Below are 22,627 nucleotides of genomic sequence, written 5' to 3'. Positions count from 1 at the left end.
CCTATTCGGCTAGGGCCCGCTCCACATAGGCGGGGATCGCCTCGAAGGCGCCGCCCTGCCAGCGGGGGCTCCAGATTTCACAGCCACAGGCCACGGCCGCGGCGCGGGCGGGATCCGGCTGCAGATACCGGCGGCCGTCTGTGGCGGCGAAGGTCCAGCTCCACCAGCCACTCGGGTACATCGGTACCCAGCCATACATCGGATCGGCGTGGCCGAATACCTCGCGTATCAGGCGCACGGTGTCGATGTGCACGTGGCGGAAGGCCTCCGGTGATTCGCTCTGGGTGGCGAACACGCCGCCGGGCTTGAGGATGCGCCGGCAGTGTTCAAAGAAGGCGCGGTTGAACAGGCCCTCGGCCGGACCGGCCGGATCGGAGCCATCGACTATCACCACGTCGTAGCTGGCATCGGCTGCGTTGGCGGCCCAGGCGATGCCATCGCCCACGGTGAGCTGGAGGCGGGGATCACTCCAGCAGCCTCCGCCAATGCTGGGCAGGTGCTGCTGGCTCCACTCCACCACCAGGCCATCGATCTCCACCAGGTCGAGCTGGCGCACGCCCTTGTGGCGCAGGCATTCGCGGGCGGTGCCGCCGTCGCCGCCACCAATCACCAGCACCCGCTCGAGCGTCTCGGCGGCGCAGAGGGCCGGGTGCACGATTGCTTCGTGGTAATGCCGCTCCTGGCGTTCGGCGGTCATCCAGCAGCCATCCAGCAGCAGGCCCTTGCCGTAGCGCGCGCTCTCGATGATCGTCACCCTTTGAAAGGCCGATTGCTGCTCGGCGATCACTCGGCCTTCCAGGCCGTAGCGCACGCCATCGAAGGTTTCGTCGATCCAGTTAGGGCTGGAGATGGGCCAGCCGGAGGTGGTGACGGGTGACGGACTCACGGGTTTTGGCTAAATCTCGGTACAGCTAAGCCTCCCATCCGAGTGTTGTGCTTGCGTTCGGAAAGGCCACGCTGTAAAAGGCGATGCCATCGTTTCGCCAGCCTTGCTCCAGCCAGTGGCGCCGCTCGTCGAGGGAGGCGGTGATGGCGTGCTGGCCATTGGGTGAGACCAGTTGCCACATCGGATCGAGTCCCTGCAGAGGCTTGTTGTAGGCAGTGAAGACCGTGCCTTGGTTGTTGTAGCCGGCTCTCTCCAGCAGGCTGATCTGGCCTGGATCAGCGGAATACACGGTGTCGTTGCGGTTGCTGCTGCGCAGCTCCACCACATTCGCCACGTAGCTGTCGTTGGGGTTGGTGGCAAAGGGCACGTTCACCAGTTGCCAGTTACCGGAGCTCACCAAGCTGTTGGCTTGGCTGGAACTGCTGGTGAGGCGCCATTCGCCGGTGATCGAATCACGCAGGCGAAAGGCCACCGCCAGGTCATCGGCGCTGTCGTAGGAGGCCAGGCTCTGATCAGCCCAGCTCACCGTGGCCGGATCCTCGAGGGCGAACTCCACAGCGATGGTCTGGCCTGGTGAGGGCTGGGTGTAGCGGTAGGCGGGCAGGGGATCGGTGCCGGGACCGCCGGGGTTGTAGATGGGGCTGTGGGTGCCAAGGCGTGGATCGGGCAACACGACGGCCTCTAGGGCGCGGATCGCTTTGGGACTCGAGGCCTTGATGATGATGTCGAACTGGTTGTCGTGGTCTTCCGCGTAGGTGTAGTCGGGGTTGGCAGAGAGGCCGTTGCCGAGGTCGGCGATGCCCAGCACCTGGAGCGTCCCGCCCTTCACCTTGACGTTGGTGCCGGCCTTGTCGATGGTGATCGCTTTCCGGAATCGCCCCTGAGCTTTCAGCTGGAAGAAGCGCGCAAATTCCTGGGGCAGGAAGCCGCTAACTCCATCAGGGGAGAAGCCGCCAGAGGTGAACAGGCGCAGCCGGTAGAGCTTTTCGCTGGTGCCGTAGTACTCCACTCCATGGTTGGCTACGGAGTTGGTGAAGGCCGGCGCTGGGTAATCCCCAGCCAGTGAGAGACGGCTGAGCTTGGCGCCCACCAGGGTGGGGCCGTTGAAGGGGTCGTAGGGGTTGTTGCTGCTCTTGCTCAGGCCCGTGCCGTCCACCAAGCCACTTGGGGTGATCAGCTGCACAGGGTTACTGCCGCCATTGACCACCTCGAAGCGCACTGGATGCACGGCACTGGGATCTCCGGTTGGGAGCCGGTTCGCGAAATAACCGAAGGCCACCACGGTTTGCCGCTCGTTGAAGTCGAGGTTTGGGTTCTGGGCCACATAGAGCGGTGTCACCACCTCTCCGGTGTTGAGGTGGATGCGGAAGTTCTCGGGCAGCACCGTGCTTGGCAGCAGCGGATGGCTGAATTCGATCGGCATCGCATCCATGAAGGTCTGCGTCGCCATGGCGTTGCTGAAGCCACCGAGTTGAACCCCTGACGGCGCCGTGCCTGAGGTGATGTTGCGCAGTGGTGCGGCTGGATCCAGCCCCAGCAGCTCCTGCACCACCCCGGCGCCCGCCGCCTCGGCCAGGCCGATCTGGTTTTCGCTGACCAGGCCTGGGATCCCCGTGATGCCCTCGAAGCCAAGCCCAGCCGCCAGGATGCGGGGTTTGCTGCTCGCGCCGCCGTAGATGTCGGCTCGGATTACGATGCTGCGATGGAGCTGGTCGTAGCGGGAACCCTGGCCCATGGAGATTGCCGATGTGATGGCGCTGCGATCATGCTGGCAGCGGGCAGTGATTTCTGTAAGTGGATCTGCAGCTCAGCCCTCGCCTGCTTATCCCAGCTACGGAGCTGCGCTGGCGCTTCTCCCGCTCCTCCGGTCCGGGCGGTCAGAACGTGAACACCACCGACTCGCGGGTGGAGTTGGTTTTTGATTTGGTGGCCTCTGCTGCCCTGCCGCTGCTGCTCAAGGCCCGGGCCCTGGGGCGGCTGGAGACCCGGCTAATTGATGGCTGCGTGGTGATTGCGGCCAGCGAGCACCGCTCCCAATGGCAAAACCGGGTGGCTGCCCAGCGCCGCTTGGTGGAGTTGTTGCAGGAGGCGATCAAGCCGCCGCCGCCGCCTCGACGAGCCACCAAACCGACCCGGGGCTCTAAGGAAAGGCGCCTGGCAGCCAAAAAACAACGCAGCGCCATCAAGGGCCAGCGCAGCGGCCGGGTTCAGCTGCCGGAGGATTGAGGGGAAGTTGACCGGGGTTTAGGGGCTAGTGGGGGCATCGCGTTCAGCCCGAATCTGGGCCTTGGCCTGCTGCCACAGGCCCTCCAGTTCGCGGATCGAGCGGCCGCCCAGCTCGCCGCCCAGGGCAGCTTCCACCCGGGAGAAGCGATCCAGAAATCGCTGGTTGGTGCCGGCCAGGCCCTCTTCAGGGCAGATCTGACACCAGCGCGCCACGTTCACCAGGGTGAACAGCAGATCGCCCAATTCCTCCTGGGCATGCGCTTTGTCGCCGGAACTAAGGGCTTCCTGCACCGCTTCCTTGAGTTCGTCGAGCTCTTCGTTCACCTTGGCCCAAACCCCTGCCATGTCGTCCCATTCGAAGCCCGCTGCGGCGGCCTGTTTTGAGATGGTCATGGCGCCAGCCAGGGCGGCTTGGCCGCGCACCTTGCCCGCCAGGCGATCGCTCAGGGGGCTGGCTGATTTGGTGGCGGATGCGTTGGCAGATGACATCGCTGGCAGCTGGGCTTTTTCGGCGGCCTTGATCGCTTCCCAGCTGGCTCTGACTGCGGCACTGTCTGCGGCTTCTGCACCGGCGAACACGTGGGGGTGGCGGCGCACCAGTTTTTCGCTGATGCCGATTGCAATCTCGGCTAGGTCAAAACGGTTTTCTTCACTGGCGATTTGGGCATGGAGCACCACCTGCAGCAACAGGTCGCCCAGCTCTTCTGCCAGGTGGCTGTCATCGCCATGGCGGATGGCATCGGCCACTTCGTGGGCCTCCTCCAGCACGTAGGGAATGAGGGAAGCGTGGGTTTGCTCCAGGTCCCAGGGGCAACCACTATCTGGATTGCGCAGCTGGGCCACCACATCAATCAGCCTCGCCACGGCCGCCAGGCTTGCCGTTGGGCTTGCCGTTGGGCTCGAATCGGGCAAGGGGGGAAGCGGGCTACTCATGGCGGCGGCCAATTTGCCTCACCTTCCCACCTTTGGCAGGCGGGGCATGGGATCGCCATCTTGAATGAGGTGCAGCCAACTGCTGGCTTCCACCCCCACCAGCGCAGCAATTACTAGCGGCCTTTGCTGCAGCCAGAGCTGGTGGATCTCGCGCAGCACGGATTCCGGGCTGGGTGCACCCCAGGGATGCAAAAGCGCGCAGATCATCAGCAGCATGGCCAGCAGATAGGCCAACCGCAGGCCGCTCCCCAGCAGGGGACTATGGGAAAAGAGCGAGCGGTGGCTGAGCAGGCTCCGGTAGGGCCACCACAGCAGCTTGAGGGGCCCCCAGCGGCGGGTGGGATTTGAGCGGGTGTCTAGATCGGGCGAAAGCAGCAGGCCCCCCAGCAGAAAGCCCAAACCGGCGCTGCCGATGCCCGCCAGGCCAAGCCAGGGCCCCCAGAGCAGGCCAAAGGGGAGGCTGAGTAGCCAGGTGGCGCGATCGTGTTGGCGTCCGCTGGCCATGGTTTCAGTAGGGCTTCAGCGACAAATCAATTGCCCCAATCGCTTTTTAGTTCTGCCCTCAGGTATCGCCAGAGCCAGGGCTTGAGCGGATAGCGAAGCACGATTGATAGTGGCGGCAAGGCAGCCAGAACGCTATCCATTTTGGGTTTGCCATGGAATTTTAGAATCAAGGATTGGTTCAGTTTTGTGGCAGCTAATTGGCGGTTTTTGTTTGCTGTTTTGAGGAGAACTTTATATGAACTAATCCATTCACTTGGCCAATATCGCAATTCTTCATTGTTTTTATCTTGGAAGACTTTGAAAATAAAGTTCTGATCGCCTGGAAAATGTGATTTGTCGTAGCGCTCTTCGCACCATGCTGTCCAGACTTCCTGGGTGGCTGGGCTGGGTTTAATCCAAAGTACGGAGGAATTAAGAATTGGATAGTTCCAGTCTGCGACCCCAATCAAGCTTGCCTGGCTTGATTGACCCTCCTCAATTAGGGGATCTAAGCTGTTTCTGACAACAAGGGTCAGATCCAGATATAGAAACGGCTGGACTCCCGTCAGGCGTTGGTCAAAAAGCCTTAACTTTGCAAAATATCCGAGTAGTTGATTCGCTTCGATATCGACCAGCTCGATTATTTGGTGGCTGAATTCTGTGCATTCAAAGTTGTTGGCGGCCACTTTGTCGGTATAGATTGTAAAAGTATGGGGCTGTTTTACATGCTTTGCGACCGATCTTGCTAGCTTGCCTACCCATTGATCAGGGTATTGACTGCCGACGTGGACAGTGGCAATTATTGGCGTAATTACTTCGGCCATGGGGGTTAGGCGCGTCGCAAGGCTCTTTCTGCCACAGGCCCGCTGGGTCTTAGGCGTTGCCCACTGCCGTCATTGGAGCGCCAGCGGCGGTTTATCCAGTAGTACTGCTCAGTGTAAGTGTTAATCCAGGTTTCCTGCCAAAGGCTTAGGGCATTGGCCCGGTCGCTGAGATCGCTGCTGGAGTCGGTGGGGATTAAGGGTTTGCCGCAGCTGAAGTGAAAGCGGTCGTTATCTGTTCTCACATGGGCCACGGGAAACAGCGGACAACCCGCCCTTTGGGAAAGGGCTAGGGGCCCTTTGGCGACCCTGGTGTTGAGGCCAAGGAAGTCTGCCTGGGGAGCGCTGCTGCTGCGGGTATAGAGATCGGTCATCATCACGAGACTTCCGCCGTTTTTGATGCATAAAAGTATCTTTTTGGTGTCAGATTGGGACACCCACTGGCAATTGCTATTGCTTCTGCGAGCCGCATTTAGGACCGCATCACTGTGGGGATTTCTGGCTGGTCTGTATACCACAACGAGATTGTCTAGATGCTGACTAAGCCAACGTAGGCCGATATCCCAGCAGCCAAGATGTAGCGATCCCACTATTAGCCCCTGGCCCCTCGCTTGGGCCTTAAATAGATCTTCCAGGCCCTCTCCGTCCACGTCAATTAACGGGGGCTCGATCGGCTGAATAATCGATTCGAGGCAGGAAAGAAAAAAACTATCTAGGGATGTAGCTGCGATTGATTGCCGCTGCTTTGCTGTCAACTGGTCGCCATAGACCAGGGCTAAATTTGAATTGGCGGTGGCGAGTCTTTTGCCAAGGGCCGGTGTGGCTAGCTGGCGGGCCCAGCGGACTCCTTTTCGCATGGTTCGGTGGGAGCGGCCCTGCAGCAGCATCACCAGCAGCCTGGTAACAGTGGCTTCGCCTTTCCAGACGATCTGTTGCCAGAAGCGGGTGCGGTAATTTGCTCGTTTTTTGGCCATGGCCTATTGATGTATATTGGCGTTAAGCCCGATTAGCTCAGCGGTAGAGCGCCTGCCTTACAAGCAGGACGTCGCTGGTTCGAACCCGGCATCGGGCATCATTTTTGTTTATTTAGATCCTATGCCTCCCTTAGCCAGGCTGGATGCACTGGTGCCATGACGGCCGCGAATCGATTTGGTAACTCTATTGGAAGAGTGCACAATTATCCAGCCTACATACTGGGTAGGTGTTTGAAGTTTGTAGGCAATCTTTGCAAAGGGTTGATCCGGGTAGTTTATATAGCTAGCCCTGGGTGGCGAGCCTTGATTCCGTCTAGTTCCCAGGCCATATTTTTTCGTAGAAGCCAACGCCAAATAAGCCCAGTTCTGTGGCAAACTAACTTCACAAGAAGGGTGGCAATACCAGTGAAGTTAAATTATTTTTGCAATCGCCTACTTGCTGGATCGAGCTCCTATCACTGCGTATCCGATGAGGAGATGGATATATTCGTTGGTAATCATTTCCAGGGTCGTATTCAAGATTGTTTTAGCCGTTTGACCATTGGCGCAGCTAGGGCAGATCTGTGGCGCCTATTGGTGCTTTATCGGGAGGGGGGAATTTATATGGATGTCGATGCCCATTTGGTCTGGCCAGTAAATTCTCTTTTAAGGGACGATCCCAGTGAAATATTTTTAGTCGGAAAAGATGGTCGCTTTACTAACTATTTTCTTGCCAGTTCACCAGGCAACCCCTGGATAAAATTGCTGATCGACGAGGTGCTTCGTCGAATTGAAGATGTTCAAACTAATAATGTTTACCACATAACAGGCCCTGGCGTTATGGACGATGTTCTTGCTGGTTCAAGCTGCAATGTGCTGCGTATGGAGGAAGTTTGTTTGCATGGGAATTTCACAAATAAATATTTTCAATATATTGATAATGTCGACGGACATTGGATTACTGCAAAGAAAACAAGGGCCGCAGTGCGTCCCCGCTAGGATCCATGCTCTAGCAGCACTAGTCTCCTGAGCTGGGGGGTGAAGGTACCACCTCATCCTTCCGGGAATAGCAGGCTGGCCAGTTCGTCGGCATCCACGTCGTAGACACGCGCCAAGCTGGTCTCGATGGCGCTGGTTACTTCGCCGGGTAGGAAGCGCATGGCATTGAGGGCATCGTCGGCGATGTCATCGGTGAGCAGGGTTTCACCCCCTAGTTTTTCGTCATTGATGACCGCCATTACCCAGCTCTGGTAGGCGTAGACGAGGTCGGCAAATTCCAGGTCGGGATCGTTGAGATCGATGGCCATGCCGCCTGCTCCATTGGGTTGTGCATGCAGTTTGCCGGTTTGCTTGCAAAGTTGCAGCATCCGTTGCCCAGGATGGGGTGATGGACACCACCCGTTTGCAGGCCACCCTCCTTGATTTCGCCCTGGCGGAGCTGGTGCGCGAGCACCGCGAGAGCTTCCAGCCCCTGTGGAGTGTGGACAGCTGGGCCAAATTGCTGATTTGGCTTTCCTTGAATTGCGGTTGCAGTGGCGATCAGGACAGCCTGGAGGAGTTTGGAGCGGCCCTGGGCCCGGTGCTGGCGGCTCGAATGCGACGGGTGTTTTTTGAGCGGGAGCTGGTGGCCCTTGAGCTGCAGGTGATGGGCGATCCGGCTGAGCAGCAGGTGCTGGTGTTGCCCCTGGCCCTTGGTCAGGGACCCTTGGCCCCCGATCTGGTTGCTGGGGCCCTTGAGCAGGCGGGCCTCATTGAACTTGTGGTGGCCGACCGGGATCGCTGGCAGCAGCTCGATCGGGCCGTGGCCGTGCCCTGGCTTAGATAATAATGACCTGGTAGGAGATTTTGGCCGTGTCGACCCTCCCCCAAGGTTTTGTGGCCAACCGCCACCGCATTGCCCGCAGGCGCCGGATCCAAATGCTGGCGAGGGTGTTGTTGATGATCCAGGCCTTGGCTGGGGCCAAGGTCCTGGTGCATGCCCTTGGTTGGGAAACAATTCAGGTGACGCCCCTATTCACTTCGGTGGTGGCATCGACGGTTTTTTTGCTCGGTTTTTTGCTCAATGGGGTGCTGTCTGATTTCAAGGAGAGCGAAAAACTACCTGCTGAAATTGCCACCTCCCTGGAGGTGCTTGGCCTAGAGATCCAAGCCATTTCTGCCCACAACCCTGCAGCCGCTGTTCAAGGGCATTTGGTGGCGGTGGCCGATTTGGCCGAGGGCATGGTGGCCTGGCTGCTGACGCGCATCACTACGGAGCAGTTCATGCAGCTTTTTCACCGCGTTTATGGCTCGGTGGTGCAAGCTTCGGTCTTGCTCAAGGGCAATGCCACGCTCCAGGCCCGGCTGGTGGCCGAAATGGCGAATATCTTGAGGTTGGCCAACCGGGTCGAGACGATCCGGGAAACATCCTTTGTGCCCCTGGTCTATTGGCTGGCCAATTTGGGCACGGGCCTGTTGTGTTTTGGCCTTGTTTTCATGGCCGTGCGCACCCTGCCTGAGGCCCTTTTCTTTTTGGCCGTAATTGCATTTCTGTTGATCTTCCTGATTCGCCTAGTGGTCGACCTCGACAATCCCTTTGGCTTTGGCGATCCCCATTCGGCTGAGGATGTGTCCCTGGACGCCTTGGCCGCGGCCGTACGACGGATCGAAGTGATGCGAGATGGCTCTGGGGCGGCACCCCCCTTTGAGAGCATGGGCTGATTGCGATTGCCCTGCCGTGACTGAGGCCTTGCCGAAGACCTATGACCCGGCGGGTACGGAAAGCCGCTGGCAGCAGGCTTGGGAGAGTAGTGGCGCCTTTCACCCCGACCCCCAAGCCCCTGGGGAGCCGTTCAGCGTGGTGATTCCGCCGCCGAACGTCACCGGCAGCCTGCACATGGGCCACGCCTTCAACACGGCCCTGATCGACACGATCGTGCGCTTCCAGCGTCTTCAGGGCAAAAACGTCCTGTGTTTGCCAGGCACCGACCACGCTTCGATCGCCGTCCAGACGATTCTCGAAAAGCAGCTCAAGGCCGATGGCCAGTCCAAGGAGGCGCTGGGGCGGGAGGCCTTCCTGGAGAGGGCCTGGGCCTGGAAAGCCGAGAGCGGCGGCACGATCGTGGGCCAACTGCGGCGCCTGGGCTACTCGGTCGATTGGCGGCGGGAGCGCTTCACCCTCGATGCCGGCTGCAGTGGCTCGGTGATTGAGGCCTTTAACCGCCTCCATGAACAGGGGTTGATTTATCGGGGTGAATACCTGGTGAACTGGTGTCCGGCCTCCGGTTCGGCGGTGAGTGACCTGGAGGTGGAGATGAAGGAGGTGGACGGCCACCTCTGGCACTTCCGCTACCCCCTGAGCGCCGGCACCTGTGCCGATGGCCGCACCCACCTGGAAGTTGCCACTACCCGTCCCGAAACCCTGCTGGGGGATACGGCCGTGGCGGTGAACCCGAAGGATCCCCGCTATGCCGGATTGGTGGGCCAGACCCTCACCCTGCCCTTGGTGGGGCGCCAGATTCCGATCGTGGCCGATGAGCACGTGGAGGCGGAGTTCGGCACGGGTTGCGTCAAGGTGACCCCCGCCCATGACCCCAACGACTTCGCCATCGGCCAGCGCCATGGCTTGCCCTTGATCACGGTGATGGCCAAGGACGGCACGATGAACGAAGCGGCCGGCCGCTTTGCCGGCCTGGATCGCTTTGAGGCCAGAACTGCAGTGGTGGCTGCGATGGAGGCGGAGGGCTTTCTCGTCAAGGTGGAGCCCTATCGCCACAGCGTGCCCTTTTCCGATCGCGGCAAGGTGCCGGTGGAGCCCCTGCTCTCCACCCAGTGGTTTGTCAAAACCGAACCCCTGGCGGCCCTCTGCCGTGAGGCCCTGGATGCCTCCGCCACTGGGCCCGATCCCCGCTTTGTGCCGGAGCGCTGGACCAAGGTTTATCGCGATTGGCTCACGGACATCCGCGACTGGTGTATCTCCCGCCAGCTGTGGTGGGGCCACCGCATTCCCGCCTGGTTTGTAGTCAGTGAAACCGGCGGCGAAATCACTGACAGCACCCCATTTGTGGTGGCCAGGAGCGAAGCGGAGGCCTGGGTAAAGGCTGGCGAGCAATTTGCTGCGGCCGCTGCGGCTGGCGGCCAGCCCTTGGCTCTAGAGCAGGACCCAGACGCCCTCGACACCTGGTTCTCCAGCGGTCTATGGCCCTTCTCCACCCTCGGCTGGCCGGATGCGGATGCTGCCGATTTGCAGCGCTGGTATCCCACCAGCGTGCTGGTGACTGGCTTCGACATCATCTTTTTCTGGGTGGCCCGGATGACGATGATGGCCGGCGCCTTGACGGGTCAGATGCCCTTTCGGGATGTGTACATCCACGGCCTGGTGCGTGATGAGCAAAACCGCAAGATGAGTAAGAGCGCCGGCAACGGCATCGATCCGCTGTTGCTCATTGATCGCTACGGCGCCGATGCCCTGCGCTTTGCCCTGGTGCGTGAAGTGGCAGGAGCAGGCCAGGACATCCGCCTCGACTACGACCGCAAAAGCGACACCTCAGCCACGGTGGAGGCCACCCGTAACTTCGCCAACAAGCTCTGGAATGCCACCCGTTTCGCCCTGATGAATCTGGGCGGCGAGACCCCAAGCTCACTGGGTGAGGTGGATCCTGCCGAACTGAAGTTGGCCGACCGGTGGATCCTTTCTCGCCTGGCTCGGGTCAACCAGGAAACGGCCGAACGCTACGGAACCTATGGCCTCGGCGAGGCAGCCAAGGGGCTCTATGAATTCGCCTGGAATGAGGTTTGCGACTGGACGATCGAGTTGCTTAAGAGCCGCCTCAACCCCGGTGAGAACCCCAGCCCCGCAGCCCTCGCCGACCAGCGGGTGGCACGGCAGGTGCTCGCCAAGGTACTTAGCGACCTCTTGGTGATGCTCCATCCCCTGATGCCCCACTTGAGTGAGGAGCTTTGGCATGGTCTGACTGGCTTGCCAGCGGACACCTTCTTGGCCCTGCAGAGCTGGCCTGCGGTGCATACGGCTGACTTAGATGGGGAATTGGAGGCGTCTTTTGCCGAACTGATCGAGGCGGTGCGGGTGGTGCGAAACCTGCGGGCCTTGGCCGGATTAAAGCCAGCCCAGTCGGCCCCGGTGGTGTTTGTGACCGGTCGCGGAGAGCTTGCAGCTGTTTTGGAGGAGGCAACGGCTGATATCACTTCCCTAACCAGGGCGGAATCGGTACAGGTGCTCGCCCAGGCCCCCGCCCTGCCCGGCTGCCTGGCGGCGGTGAGCGGTGAATTGCAGGTGCTGTTACCGATTGAGGGTTTGGTGGATCTCGATGCCCTTAAAGGGCGCCTAGAAAAAGATCTGGCCAAGGCCGAAAAGGAGATCGCAGGGCTGGCGGGCCGGTTGGCCAACCCAAATTTTGCCGATAAGGCCCCGCCAGAGGTGGTGGCCGAGTGCAAAGCCAACCTGGCCGAGGCCCAAACCCAGGCGGATCTTGCCCGCAGCCGCCTAGGGGATCTGGGCTGAGGCACCCTTCACCGGCTCAGAGATCACGCCTTAATTGTCCACCAACTGGCCAGCCTCGAGGTTCACGATCCGATCAGCTATGTCGAGAATTTTGTTGTCGTGGGTGACCATCACGATGGCAGCCCCGTGCTGATCGGCCAGGCGCCTAAATAGGTCGACCACATCACGGCCAGATGTTTTATCGAGGGCGGCGGTGGGTTCATCGGCCAAGAGCAGGCTGGGCTTGGGGGCCAGGGCCCGGGCAATGGCCACCCGCTGCTTTTGGCCCCCGGAAAGTTTTTCTGGGTAGTAGGTGAGCCGTTCCGCCAGCCCCACTTCGCCGAGCATGGCGGCAGAGCATTTATCCATGGCCGCCTTACCCCGCCCCAACCACTCAGGGGAGACCTCCAGGCCAAAGCGGACGTTTTCTTGGGCCGTGAGGTAAGGCAGCAGATTGTGGGCCTGAAAGATGAAGCCCGCCTGGCGTCTGAGCCGGGTGAGGCTGGTGTTATCGGCATTTAGTAACTCCTCCCCCAGCACCTTGAGGCTGCCGCTTTGGGCGGCCCGCAATCCCCCGAGCATGGTCAGAAGGGTCGTCTTGCCTGAGCCCGACGGACCGGTGAGGATCACTATTTCGCCTGCGTGCACCGTCAGGTTGATGTCGCTGAGTACCTGCTTTGCGGTTTCAGCCTTTCCAAACCAGTGGTCGAGATGGTTTACCTCGATGCGAATTTCGGGGTTGGGCGCAGTTTGAGTAGGGGCCATCAGATAGGGGCCATTAGAAAATGTCGGCCGGATCCAGCCTTCGCAACTTGCCGGTGGCCAACCAGCCCGATCCAGCTGACATGGCCAGGGTCAGGGCAAACACAGTTACAGCCCGCTCGAGCGTCATGGCAATCAGCAGCGATGTGGCGCGAAACAGGAGTGCGTAGAGCCCCATGGCCAACAGCAGGCTGGGTAGAAAAGCCAGGGCTGCCAATAGCAGGGATTCCTGAACAATGATGCCGACCACAAAGCCATCGCCATAGCCCATGGCTTTCATGGTCGCGTATTCGGGCAGGTGATCACTTACGTCGGAATAGAGAATTTGGTAGACGATAATTGCCCCCACTACTAGGCCAACTAGTACCCCGAGGTTAAAAATTAGTCCGAAGGAAGTGTTGTTTCGCCAATGCTCTACTTCTATGGCTTCCAGTTCCTTGAGGGTGAGCACCTTCACCGAGGGATCAAGGAAGTTGGCCAGGGTTGCTTGCACCTGCTGGGGGCTAACCCCCGCTTTCAATTGAATTACCCCTAGCTGGATGTCATCACTGGTTTGATCTGGAAACCAGTTTTTGAAATTGCTGGCGGAAGTGAGCAGGTTGATGTCGGCTGAGAAGGTAAGGCCCATCCTGAAGATCCCGTTTACAACTGCCCGCTTGCCATTTAGTTCGGTGTCATAAAAACCTTCTGTTGCCACTATTTGGGCCACCGGACCGGCGGCCTTTTTTGAAAGGGTGTCGAAGAATAGGCCATCCGGTCTCAGCAGCTTGCTGCTATCTGTGGCCAGTTCGGGTATGCCCAGGGCAGGGTTCTCTGGGGCCAGTCCGAAAATCAGCGCCTGTTTTTTCTCGCGACTGTCGCGGTTGAGCCAGTTGGTTTTGCCTATGTACAGCGGCGTCACTGCCTTGACCCCTTGCACGCCCAGGGCCTGGACCAGGCGGCTGCGGGGCATGTTGAGGGGCTCCCCCAGGTTTGTGTATCGACGGCTGACCATCACCAGCTCGCCAGTCAGCAGTTGTAGCGGTCGCTTTTGGCTGGCGTAGAGCCCGCTGGCCAGCCCCATTTGGAAGAACACCAGCACGTTGGCGAAGCTCACCCCCGCGATGGCAGCGAATAGGCGCATCGGCCGATGGCTGGTTTGGCGCCAGGCCAGGGGGATGCGGTTCAAGGCCCTTGGGGGTCTCATCTGCTGGTGCTCGCTTCCAGGGCTTTGCGGGCTGCTTCCTGGCGAGCCCTTTGGGGGGCAGTTAATGGAGCAAACAGCAGGTTTACCTGCAGATAGTTGAGGTTGCTGGCCATTACCAAAGCTTCTTTAGGGAGCGCGATCTTCACCTCCAGCACCCGCCGGTCCAGATTTTCGCCGGCCTGGCCGCTGAAAACGCTCTGGCGACTGACCTCTCGGGCTATCTCCACCACCTGGCCTTGCACCTGCCGGCCCTTAAAGCCGTCGGCGGTGATAGTCACCTTTTGGCCCAGGGCAACCATGGGCCGATCGCTCTGATACACCTCGGCGATGACGCCCATTCGGCTGCTGTCCCCCATCTCCAGCAGCCCCTCCTCGCCAACCTTGTCGCCCGGACGGACATGCAGCTTGAACACAGTGCCTGAGAAGGGGGCCAGCACCGTGGCTTTGTTCCGCTCTACCTGGTCTTTCTCGAGGGATGTCCGACTTTCCCGCAGTTCTTCCACCAGGGTGCCTTTGCTGGCAATTGCCTCGGCCAACTGGGCCTTGGCACTGCTTTCATCCGCCTGGAGTTGCTCAACCCTGTTGGCACTGGTGGCACCAGCTTTGAATAGTTGCTCCGATCGTCTGGCTTCGGCGCTGGCCTGGCGCAGGTCAGCGCGGTAGCGGGCAATGACGCTGTCCTGGGAGACCAGCTTGCTTTCGGCGACGCGGATTGCCGCCTTGGATTTGCGCACGCTTCCTTCGAGGGTGTCGAGGCTTTCCAGCACTGCCAGGGGCTGGCCCTTGCGCACCTCTTGACCCTCCTTCACCAGGATTTCACGCACCCGGTCATTGCTGAGGGAACTGGGCACCGACACCTGGCTGATGCCGTCGAGGGGTTCGATCCGACCGATGGCTGACACCTGGCGTGGAAGCAGGGGGATGGCCCGGCGGGCCTCCTCTTTGGTTTGTTCGCGCTTCTGCCATAGACGCGTACCCAACCCGGCCAGCAGTACCAGGGCCAGGAGACCAGCCACCCACGGCCAGGGGCCGCCGCCCTTGCGACCGCTCGGCTGGGGATTTGTCATTGCTGGATTTGCCATGCCCTGGATTTCTTATAGGGCTGGGGCTTGGCCCTGTCTATCGCTACGGTTTAAGGGGCTGATTTGTTGGGGGAAGGTTTCAGGATGGATGCGGCCACGATCAATGGTTTCGGCCTGCTGGATCAGCTCTTGCCTGCCCTGCAGTCTCCCCTAGGCGCAGCGGTTTTTGTGCCCCTCTATGCCCTCTGGGTCACCCTTTTGCTCCCGGGGGTCTGGGCCTCGATGTTGGCGGGAGCCCTCTATGGGCCCTGGTGGGGAAGTTTGATTGTGTTTGTGGGGGCCTGCCTGGGGGCAGAAGCTGCCTTTTTGCTGGGCCGCACCTGGCTGCGCGACTGGGCCCGAAAAAGGCTGGCGGCCGTACCCAAGCTGCAGTCGGTGGAGCAGGCCGTGAGCCGGGAGGGCCTGAAACTGGTTTTGTTGACCCGCCTTTCGCCGGCCTTTCCCTTCAGCCTGCTCAACTTCGCCTATGGGCTCAGTGAGGTGAGCCTGCGCGACTACTCGATTGGCCTGATCGGGATCCTGCCGGGCACGATTTTGTTTTGCGGCCTCGGTGCCCTCGCGGGCGATGTGGCCCGTTTTGGGGAGGTGCTCTCCGGCCGCGCCGATCCAGCCACCTGGGCCCTGCGGGTGGTGGGCCTGGGGGCGACAATTGCAATAGTGGTGCTGGTGGGCAAAGCAGCCCGCCGCGCCCTTCAGGAGGCAGAGCCGCCGGGCTGATCAGGATTACTCAGGCGCCAATCCCTCAGCGCCGCAATCAACACAAACCAGGCCAGCCGCAGCTTGGCCAGGGCCCCGGGCCTTTGGGCGAGCTCGTCGTATTTGGCCCGGCCGCAGGCGGTTTTGATCTAATTGTAGGCGACCTATCGAGGGACCTTATTGGGGCTAGCCATTGCTTCAGAAATGTATTTTATCAATCATAGAAATGTGCTTAGGATGACAAAAGCTTGATGGCCAGCGGGTCTTAAGCAGCTTTTAACTTACTAAGCGGCGCAGTAACCATAGTATGTAATAGTTAATAAATTCTTCAATGTCTTTAGCGAATTTCGTCTCTAAATTACAATCGGCATCTTTGAAGTCTAGGAGTGCTGAGGGGGCTCCTTCTATTCCGCTTTTGGGGAGTATTGACCTCTCGCCCAGGATTACAAGTCCTGCCACGGAGCAGTTTCAGGCGGAAATATCTGCTCAAGTGAGCATTTCTAATAATGCTTATATCGTTTCTAGTGGTGGCGGCAGCACTCTTCAGGTCACGGATGCCTCCAACCCTAATTCCCTGACTTTGCTAGCGCGCGAAAGTTTCGGTGGCAACTATGTATCTCAGGCAGTTGCCGCCTTTGGCAACCTGGTGGCAGTAGCCCTTGCTCCAGGCAACTACAGCACCTCAGCAGGCAAGGGTTTGGTGCGCTTTTACAAGCTCGGCACTGATGGCAGCCTAAGTTTTGTTGAGGATGTGGAGGTTGGCTACCTGCCTGACAGCATCGCCTTTAATGACCAGGGAACCAAGTTGGTGATCGCCAACGAAGGCGAACCCACCATCAACTACAGCATTGATCGTCCCGGCAGCATCGGGATTATTGATATTGAGGGCTTTACAGGCAGACAGAGTTTCTCCTACACCGATCTGGGCTTCGCTGGACTGACCTTGCCTGCTGGAATCCGCATCTCCGGCACCGCAGGCACCACCCAAGCCAATGATATTGAACCTGAATACGTCTCGATTCTGGGCAACTATGCCTATGTGACTCTGCAGGAGAACAATGGTGTTGCTAAGGTAAACTTGGCGACCAATAGGATTGAGAATATTTTTGCCCTTGGTGCGGTTGATTTTAAGACCCAGCTTGTAGATCTAACCGACCGCGATAATTCAGCAGATAACAACAGTATTTTCAAGCCCCTACTTGGCCAGAACTACGAAGGCCTGCGTCAGGCTGACGGCATCGCTGCTTACAGGGTTGATGGTAAGGAATATTTCGTGACCGCCAACGAAGGAGACACCCGCGATTACGGCACATTTTTGGATGAGGTTCGTGGCTCTGGCAACGCCAATCGCGTCAAGCGCCTTACTGATGATGCCTCCGTCGGCAGTAAAGACCGCATCACTACCTTCGGTAGCCGAAGCATCAGCATCTTCGATGCAGTTAGTGGTGCCTTGCTTTGGGACAGTGGCAACTCCCTGCAGACCATCGCTGTGGCGGCAGGGATTTATGACGACCTGCGCAGTGATGACAAGGGAGTCGAACCTGAGGGCGTAGTGGTTGCCCAGCTCAATGGCCGCAGTTACGCGATCGTGAGCATGGAGCGCACTACCAAATCGATGTTGGCTGTCTTCGACGTAACCGTTCCAAGTGCGGTTAGCTTCGTGACAAGCGCGGTCATTGCCGGAAGTATTTCGCCCGAAGGGCTGGAAGTGGTGGAAGCCAGAAATAGTCCTACCGGACGCGATCAGTTGATTGTATCCAATGAAGTATCTAACACCCTCAACGTGTTTGATCTTCAGACCCTGATTGCTTCATCACCGGTAGCTGGAGCTGGCACTTTCGCTAGCACCATGCTCAAGGATGTGGCGGGAGGCCCCACCTTGAAGATCAGCAGCCTGATCACAAACGGCGAGTTCACCAACAGCACCGCGCCTGGCAGCGTCTTCGTACCCCCGGGCATCTTTGACGGACAGGGCGCCTACAGCAATGGCGATGGCACCTACACCGTGCTTGTGAACCATGAGGTTAGTGCCAGCGCGGGCTACGCCTACACCGCCGAGGGTCTCAACGCCTCGGTCACCGGCTCCCGCATCAGCCGCTTCATCGTCGACATCGATGCCGACGACAATGCCCAAAACGGCTTCCAGTCGCGCATCGTCAGTGGCGACCTCGCTTACGACAAGGTGATCGGCAACGACACCGATGGCCTCGATCGCTTCTGCGGCGCCAACTTGGTGGAGGCCAACAGCTTCGGCGCTGGCCGTGGATTTGCTGATCGCATCTTCCTCACCGGTGAGGAGGTGTTCGGCGCTGGTGGCGGCGCCTTCTATGCCCTTGACACGGCCAACAGCGACCTGCATCAGGTGAAAGCCTTCGGCAAGGGCACCTGGGAATCGGCCACCGCGATCGACACCGGCAGCGTCAACACGGTCGCCGTGCTGCTCTTCGATGACGACAAGGCCCCCCTGAGGCTCTGGGTTGGTCAGAAGACCGCGGGCGGCTTCCTGGAGCGCAACGGCCTGGCGGAGGCCAACGGTGTCCTCTACACCTTTGTGCCCACGGCCCTGGCGGAAACCGGTGTCGACAACACCTCCGGCCCTGACTCCGACGACCTCAAGGCCCTGGCCCTGGGGGCTTCACTGGCCGGCAGCTGGGTGAAGATCGAAAAGCCAGCGGACAAAGCCAGCTACTTCGACCTCAGCGATGCCGAGATTCGCAACCTCACGATCGGCCTTGGCGCCCTGCAGTTCAGCCGCATCGAGGACGGTGAGGTCAATCCCCTGAATGGCCAGCAGGCAGCCTTCAATACCACGGGTACGAAGGATTTCAGCAACGGTGACCTCTACGGCAACGTTTACACCCTGAGCTTCGCCAATGCCTTCGGTGCCGATGGCCGCCTGGCCAGCGCCGGATCCAGCAGCCTGCGGATCATCTACGACGCCGACCGCCTCGCCGATCCCACCACGGGCCTGCGCAACCCCGACAACCTCACTTGGAGCGCCGACGGCCGCCTCTACCTGCAGGAGGACCGGGCCAACGGCGGTGGCCTCGACATCGCCAACGGCAACTTCGGCACCCAGGAAGCCTCGATCTGGAAGCTGAACCCCAGCGGCCCCATCGATCCGATCACGGGTGCGCTAGCGGAGCGCTGGGCCCAGATCGATCGCACCGCCATCCCCACGGCATATGGCCAGACCCAGCCCGCCTATACCAACGCAGACTCCAATGGCATTGGCAACTGGGAGTCCTCGGGGATCATCGATGTATCGAAGATCTATGGTGCCGCCCCCGGCAGCTTCTTCCTGGCCAATGTTCAGGCCCACAGCCTCGGCGGCGGCAACATCAACGGCTCCGGCTACCTGGTGGAAGGTGGTCAGATCGATCTGATTCAGCAAACCATCTAAGTACTCCAGCTTGGATTAACTCACCCCCCGAAAGGGGGGTTTTTTATTGCCTGTGTTTGTTGCCTGCCTTATGGCAGCCGCCAATCCCTCAGCGCGGCAATCAACACAAACCAGGCCAGCCGCAGCTTGGCCAGGGCCCCGGGCCTTTGGGCGAGCTCGTCGTATTTGGCCCGGCCGCAGGCGGTTTTGATCCAGTTGTAGGCGGAGGGGATCGGGTCCATGCTGGGGTCTGGTTGAACTTTGGTCATGAAGCTGCGTTCTGTTCTAACGGTGGTGGTCTGCTCTGCTGCAACGGCGCTTGTTTGGGGCGATGCCACCCAGGCGGCCGTGGTCTGTACCGGTCCTGGCGTGCCCGTTGGCTGTGTTGTGGTGGCTCCGGTGGTTGTGCCTGGCGGTCCTGCGGTCGTGCCTGGCGGTCCGGTACTCAATCCCACGCCTGGCGTGGGCTACGGGCCCCGTGGAGTTGGGGTGCGTCCAGCGGCGGGGCCGGGGGTTGGTCCAAATGTGGGCGGGCCAGTAAACCGTCCTGGGCGCCGTTAGTCCCCTTTGGTGAGCTGAAGCAGCCCCGCCTCATCCAGCACCGCCACGCCCAACTCTTGGGCTTTGCTGAGCTTGCTGCCGGCCTCATCCCCTGCCACCACATAGCTGGTTTTTTTGCTGACAGAACCAGTCACCTTGCCGCCCGCCGCTTCGATCAGGGCCTGGGCGTCCCGGCGGCTGAGGTTGGCCAAGGTGCCCGTGAGCACAAAGGTTTGGCCAGTCAGGTGGCCGGCAGAGCCAGCCCGGCTGCCTTGGCTGTTGGCTAGTTCTTCTTGGCTGGCCGCCAACGACAAGCCCAGGCTTTCCAGATCGACCAGCAGGGCTTGATTGGCCGCAGTGGCAAACCACTGCTGGAGCGACTGGGCAATTTCCTCGCCAATGCCATAGATCGCCGTGATCGCCTGGAGTGGGGCCTCAGCCCCTTGGCTTTCAATTTGCTCGGTTGGTGTCTTTAGGGCTAGGGCCAGTTCGCTGGCGCTGGCGAAGTGGCGGGCCAGGGCCTTGGCGTTTACTTCCCCCACATGGTGGATGCCCAGGCCGTAGAGCTGGCGGTGCCAGGGCTGGGTTTTCGAGCCATTCAGCGCTGTTATCAGCTTTTGGGCGGAGGCTTCGCCCATCCGCTCCAGGCTGGCCAGCAGGGCCCCATCCAGCCGGTAAAGATCGGCAATTGAGCGAACCAGACCCCGGTCCACCAACTGTTCAATCAACTTGCTTCCAAGACCATCCACATCCAGGGCCCCCTTGCCCACCCAGTGGCGCAGGGCGCCCCGCAGGATCGCCGGGCAGCTGGAATTGACGCAGCGGGTGGCCGCCTCCCCCGCCTCGCGCACCAGCTCGGAGGAGCATTCAGGGCAGGTGTGGGGCAACACCAACCGCTGGGCGCCCTGGGGACGCAGTTCCACCAGCACCCGCACCACCTCGGGGATGATCTCGCCGGCCTTGCGCACCACGATCGTGTCGCCAGCCCGTAGATCCAGTTCGGCTAGGCGATCGGCGTTGTGCAGGGTGGCCCGGGCCACCGTGGTGCCGGCCAGGGGCACCGGTTGAAATTCGGCGACGGGGGTCACCACCCCGGTGCGGCCCACCTGACAGGTGAGCCTCAATAATTTGCTCGGCGCTTCTTCGGCGGCGTATTTGAGCGCTATGGCCCAGCGCGGCGCCTTTTGGGTAAATCCGGCGGCATCCTGCAGGCGCAGGTCGTTGAGTTTGACCACCACCCCATCGGTGGCATAGGGCAGCTTTTTGCGGTCCTGGTCCCAGTCGGCAAAGAAGCGCTCGATTCCCGCCAGGTTCTCGAACAACTGTGCATTGGGGTTCACCTTGAAGCCGGCAGCCCTAAGCCAATCGAGGCATGTCCATTGGCTGCTCGGGCCCGGGTATGGGGAGGGCAGGTGCAGGGTGTAGGCGAAGAAATCGAGTCGACGGGCTGCGACCACCTGGGGATCGAGCTGGCGCAGGGTGCCGGCGCAGGCGTTGCGGGGATTGGCAAATGGGGCGTCGCCCTGGGTCGCCCGCTCGGCGTTAATGGCGGCGAAGGTGGCGTCGGGAATGAAGGCTTCGCCCCGCACTTCCACCCACTCAGGGGGGTTCTCCAGTTGGAGCCGCAACGGCACCGAAGCGATGGTGCGCACGTTGGCGGTGATCTCTTCACCCCTTTCCCCATCCCCCCGGGTGGCTGCCCGCACCAGCAAGCCCTGCTCGTAACTCAAGGCAAGGGCGTTGCCGTCGATCTTTAGTTCGCCCACCAGGGGCAACTCGGCCCAGGGTTTGCCAGCCTCAGGGGGCCGATCCAGGGCCCCGAGCAGGCGGCGATACCAGGCCTCCAATTCAGCGCTGTTAAAGGCGTTATCGAGGCTGAGTAAGCCGATTCGATGGGCCACGCTGGAAAAGCCCTTTGCCGGACTGCCGCCGACCCGCTGGGTGGGGCTATCGGGGCTGATTAGTGCTGGATCGGCGGTTTCGAGTTCGGCGAGTTCTCGGTAGAGCTGGTCGTAGACCGAATCCTCCATCAGGGGAGCATCCAGCACGTAGTAGGCGTGGGCCGCTCGGGTGAGCAGCCGCCTCAGCTCCTCGGCGCGGGCCTGACTCACGGCAGGGTCTCAGGCGGCCATCTTGGTGATGCGATCAACCCGCCACTGCTCCTCCACCTTCGTGAAGGTGAAGTCGAGGGGCAACTCCTCGCTGCCGTCGGATTTGAGCTTCACCGTCAGCATGATTAGGCCGTCCTCGATCCGGGGCCGACCCGATTTGAGGTTGCGGTATTTGTTGAGCTGCAGGCCAGCCAGGAAGCGGATGAATTGCTGGCGGTTGACGTGGGAGCGGTAGTTCTTGGTGGTGAGCAGGTAGGCCCCATCCACCTGGCCACTGGCCACCTGGGTGAAGAACTGCTTGATCAATGGGTTGATGCCGCGGGCGCTGAGCACCAACTTCACCGCATTGACGGTCCAGTAGAGGAGCAGGGAACCAGCGCCGGCCAGTAGGGCCTTCGAGCCGATTTCGCGGGTCACACCCCAATCCATTGCGTTTGTCGCTTTGCTGTGAGATCCAGAGTCTGACCGACGACCCTCAACTTTTGGTCCTGGCGTCGGCACCGGCCACAATGCAGCGGTGTATTGGCTGCTGCCAGGTGCCCCTCGAGCCGCTGCTGCCCCTGTTCCACCGGCTCAATCGGGAACACTTCGAAGGCAGCCTGGCCCCGAAAGGGCTGCCGATGGTGGAGGTGCGCTGGAGTGATGGCCGCCTCAGCCGCACCGCGGGCCTCTATCGAAGGGGTCGCCACGCCGATGGCAGTGATCTCTGCGAGATCGTGCTCTCGCGGCCCCTGCTCGAGCCCCTACCGAGGGAGGCCACCTTGAGCACCCTCTGCCACGAAATGATCCACGCCTGGGTGGACCGGGTGCTGGGCGCCCAGGAGGTCCATGGCCCCGAATTCCGCAGGCGAATGGGGGCGATCAATGCACTTCAGGATGTTTTCCAGGTGAGTGTGCGCCACCGTTATCCGGTTCCTGCCCGCTCAAGCCGCTGGTTGGCCCGTTGTCCCAGCTGTGGGATCCAGGCCCCCTACCAACGGCGTGTCAGTGGTTTGGCCTGCAAGCTCTGTTGCGAGCGCTTCCACGGCGGCCGTTGGCATCCCAGCTGCCTATTGGAATTTGAGGCGGCGGCTTAGCCTCAAAGCCA

At 60.5% G+C, this 22,627-nt stretch carries 22 protein-coding genes and 1 tRNA gene; 10 read left to right on the top strand and 13 right to left on the bottom strand.

Features of this window, described 5'->3' with window-relative positions:
• Position 1 precedes the first annotated feature (1 nt).
• On the bottom strand, positions 2–886 hold the full coding sequence (gene speE, locus KBY49_RS07815; protein WP_254934240.1) for a polyamine aminopropyltransferase: 885 nt from the start codon (positions 884–886) through the stop codon (positions 2–4).
• Positions 887–911: 25 nt separating this feature from the next.
• Positions 912–2,621, bottom strand: a complete 1,710-nt coding sequence (locus KBY49_RS07810; RefSeq protein ID WP_254934239.1) for a hypothetical protein — start codon at positions 2,619–2,621, stop codon at positions 912–914.
• 59 nt (positions 2,622–2,680) lie between these two features.
• Here KBY49_RS07810 and arfB point away from each other — a divergent pair, with 59 nt between their 5' ends.
• A complete protein-coding gene (arfB, locus tag KBY49_RS07805; protein WP_254934238.1) occupies positions 2,681–3,112 on the top strand; it encodes an alternative ribosome rescue aminoacyl-tRNA hydrolase ArfB in 432 nt (143 codons plus the stop codon).
• An 18-nt stretch (positions 3,113–3,130) separates the two neighbouring features.
• On the opposite strand, the gene mazG is transcribed toward arfB, so the two are convergent.
• The 4 genes from mazG to KBY49_RS07785 are packed head-to-tail and all read right to left on the bottom strand — an operon-like array spanning position 3,131 to position 6,323.
• On the bottom strand, positions 3,131–4,045 hold the full coding sequence (mazG, locus tag KBY49_RS07800; protein WP_254934237.1) for a nucleoside triphosphate pyrophosphohydrolase: 915 nt from the start codon (positions 4,043–4,045) through the stop codon (positions 3,131–3,133).
• An 18-nt stretch (positions 4,046–4,063) separates the two neighbouring features.
• On the bottom strand, positions 4,064–4,549 hold the full coding sequence (locus tag KBY49_RS07795) for a DUF2227 family putative metal-binding protein (protein WP_254934236.1): 486 nt from the start codon (positions 4,547–4,549) through the stop codon (positions 4,064–4,066).
• A 26-nt stretch (positions 4,550–4,575) separates the two neighbouring features.
• Positions 4,576–5,352: a hypothetical protein gene (locus tag KBY49_RS07790; RefSeq protein WP_254934235.1), complete on the bottom strand. Its 777-nt coding sequence runs from the start codon at positions 5,350–5,352 to the stop codon at positions 4,576–4,578.
• A gap of 5 nt (positions 5,353–5,357) precedes the next feature.
• Positions 5,358–6,323, bottom strand: a complete 966-nt coding sequence (locus KBY49_RS07785; RefSeq protein WP_254934234.1) for a lysophospholipid acyltransferase family protein — start codon at positions 6,321–6,323, stop codon at positions 5,358–5,360.
• Between the two features lie 26 nt (positions 6,324–6,349).
• Here KBY49_RS07785 and KBY49_RS07780 point away from each other — a divergent pair.
• Positions 6,350–6,421, top strand: a tRNA-Val gene (locus KBY49_RS07780).
• A gap of 379 nt (positions 6,422–6,800) precedes the next feature.
• Positions 6,801–7,301 carry a glycosyltransferase family 32 protein gene (locus KBY49_RS07775; RefSeq protein WP_254934233.1) on the top strand — a complete coding sequence of 167 codons (501 nt, stop codon included), beginning with the start codon at positions 6,801–6,803 and terminating at the stop codon, positions 7,299–7,301.
• Between the two features lie 53 nt (positions 7,302–7,354).
• Here the strand turns inward: KBY49_RS07775 and KBY49_RS07770 are convergent, their stop codons facing one another.
• The gene (locus KBY49_RS07770; protein WP_254934625.1) at positions 7,355–7,609 is read right to left on the bottom strand and encodes a hypothetical protein; all 255 of its coding nucleotides are present in this window, start codon (positions 7,607–7,609) and stop codon (positions 7,355–7,357) included.
• Between the two features lie 80 nt (positions 7,610–7,689).
• Here KBY49_RS07770 and KBY49_RS07765 point away from each other — a divergent pair, with 80 nt between their 5' ends.
• From KBY49_RS07765 to KBY49_RS07755, 3 genes are read left to right on the top strand one after another with little or no spacing between them, the layout of a single operon-like run.
• Complete coding sequence (locus tag KBY49_RS07765) at positions 7,690–8,127, top strand: protein phosphatase (RefSeq protein WP_254934232.1); 438 nt, start codon at positions 7,690–7,692, stop codon at positions 8,125–8,127.
• A 26-nt stretch (positions 8,128–8,153) separates the two neighbouring features.
• Complete coding sequence (locus KBY49_RS07760; RefSeq protein WP_254934231.1) at positions 8,154–9,002, top strand: hypothetical protein; 849 nt, start codon at positions 8,154–8,156, stop codon at positions 9,000–9,002.
• Positions 8,962–11,802, top strand: coding sequence for a valine--tRNA ligase (locus KBY49_RS07755; RefSeq protein ID WP_261346435.1), 2,841 nt, complete (start codon positions 8,962–8,964; stop codon positions 11,800–11,802). The genes KBY49_RS07760 and KBY49_RS07755 overlap by 41 nt, the downstream gene beginning before the upstream one ends.
• A gap of 30 nt (positions 11,803–11,832) precedes the next feature.
• Here KBY49_RS07755 and KBY49_RS07750 read toward each other — a convergent pair whose 3' ends face one another.
• Genes KBY49_RS07750 through KBY49_RS07740 form a run of 3 tightly spaced genes read right to left on the bottom strand, consistent with a single transcriptional unit; the run spans position 11,833 to position 14,811 of the window.
• Positions 11,833–12,546, bottom strand: a complete 714-nt coding sequence (locus KBY49_RS07750; RefSeq protein WP_254934229.1) for an ATP-binding cassette domain-containing protein — start codon at positions 12,544–12,546, stop codon at positions 11,833–11,835.
• Positions 12,547–12,559: 13 nt separating this feature from the next.
• Positions 12,560–13,711 (bottom strand): ABC transporter permease DevC, encoded by a 1,152-nt coding sequence (devC, locus tag KBY49_RS07745; protein WP_254934228.1) that lies wholly within the window; start codon positions 13,709–13,711, stop codon positions 12,560–12,562.
• A gap of 14 nt (positions 13,712–13,725) precedes the next feature.
• The gene (locus KBY49_RS07740) at positions 13,726–14,811 is read right to left on the bottom strand and encodes an efflux RND transporter periplasmic adaptor subunit (RefSeq protein WP_254934227.1); all 1,086 of its coding nucleotides are present in this window, start codon (positions 14,809–14,811) and stop codon (positions 13,726–13,728) included.
• A gap of 84 nt (positions 14,812–14,895) precedes the next feature.
• On the opposite strand from KBY49_RS07740, the gene KBY49_RS07735 reads away from it, so the two are divergent.
• Positions 14,896–15,528: a TVP38/TMEM64 family protein gene (locus KBY49_RS07735; protein ID WP_254934226.1), complete on the top strand. Its 633-nt coding sequence runs from the start codon at positions 14,896–14,898 to the stop codon at positions 15,526–15,528.
• 310 nt (positions 15,529–15,838) lie between these two features.
• Complete coding sequence (locus KBY49_RS07730; protein WP_254934225.1) at positions 15,839–18,910, top strand: choice-of-anchor I family protein; 3,072 nt, start codon at positions 15,839–15,841, stop codon at positions 18,908–18,910.
• A gap of 68 nt (positions 18,911–18,978) precedes the next feature.
• Here the strand turns inward: KBY49_RS07730 and KBY49_RS07725 are convergent, their stop codons facing one another.
• Positions 18,979–19,158, bottom strand: a complete 180-nt coding sequence (locus KBY49_RS07725; protein WP_254934670.1) for a hypothetical protein — start codon at positions 19,156–19,158, stop codon at positions 18,979–18,981.
• Here KBY49_RS07725 and KBY49_RS07720 point away from each other — a divergent pair.
• Positions 19,157–19,450 (top strand): hypothetical protein, encoded by a 294-nt coding sequence (locus tag KBY49_RS07720; protein WP_254934224.1) that lies wholly within the window; start codon positions 19,157–19,159, stop codon positions 19,448–19,450. The genes KBY49_RS07725 and KBY49_RS07720 overlap by 2 nt on opposite strands.
• Here the strand turns inward: KBY49_RS07720 and ligA are convergent.
• Both ligA and KBY49_RS07710 read right to left on the bottom strand, forming a co-directional pair.
• The gene (gene ligA, locus KBY49_RS07715) at positions 19,447–21,540 is read right to left on the bottom strand and encodes an NAD-dependent DNA ligase LigA (protein WP_254934223.1); all 2,094 of its coding nucleotides are present in this window, start codon (positions 21,538–21,540) and stop codon (positions 19,447–19,449) included. The two genes, KBY49_RS07720 and ligA, sit on opposite strands and share 4 nt — an antisense overlap.
• Before the next feature lie 9 nt (positions 21,541–21,549).
• Positions 21,550–21,969, bottom strand: a complete 420-nt coding sequence (locus tag KBY49_RS07710) for a hypothetical protein (RefSeq protein WP_254934222.1) — start codon at positions 21,967–21,969, stop codon at positions 21,550–21,552.
• 107 nt (positions 21,970–22,076) lie between these two features.
• On the opposite strand from KBY49_RS07710, the gene KBY49_RS07705 reads away from it, so the two are divergent.
• On the top strand, positions 22,077–22,616 hold the full coding sequence (locus KBY49_RS07705; RefSeq protein WP_254934624.1) for a SprT family zinc-dependent metalloprotease: 540 nt from the start codon (positions 22,077–22,079) through the stop codon (positions 22,614–22,616).
• Positions 22,617–22,627: the final 11 nt, after the last annotated feature.

This window comes from Cyanobium sp. WAJ14-Wanaka, from assembly GCF_024345375.1.
GTDB lineage: Bacteria > Cyanobacteriota > Cyanobacteriia > PCC-6307 > Cyanobiaceae > Cyanobium_A.
Note: the sequence above shows the minus strand (reverse complement) of the source record. Positions and strands in the feature narration are given on the sequence as shown.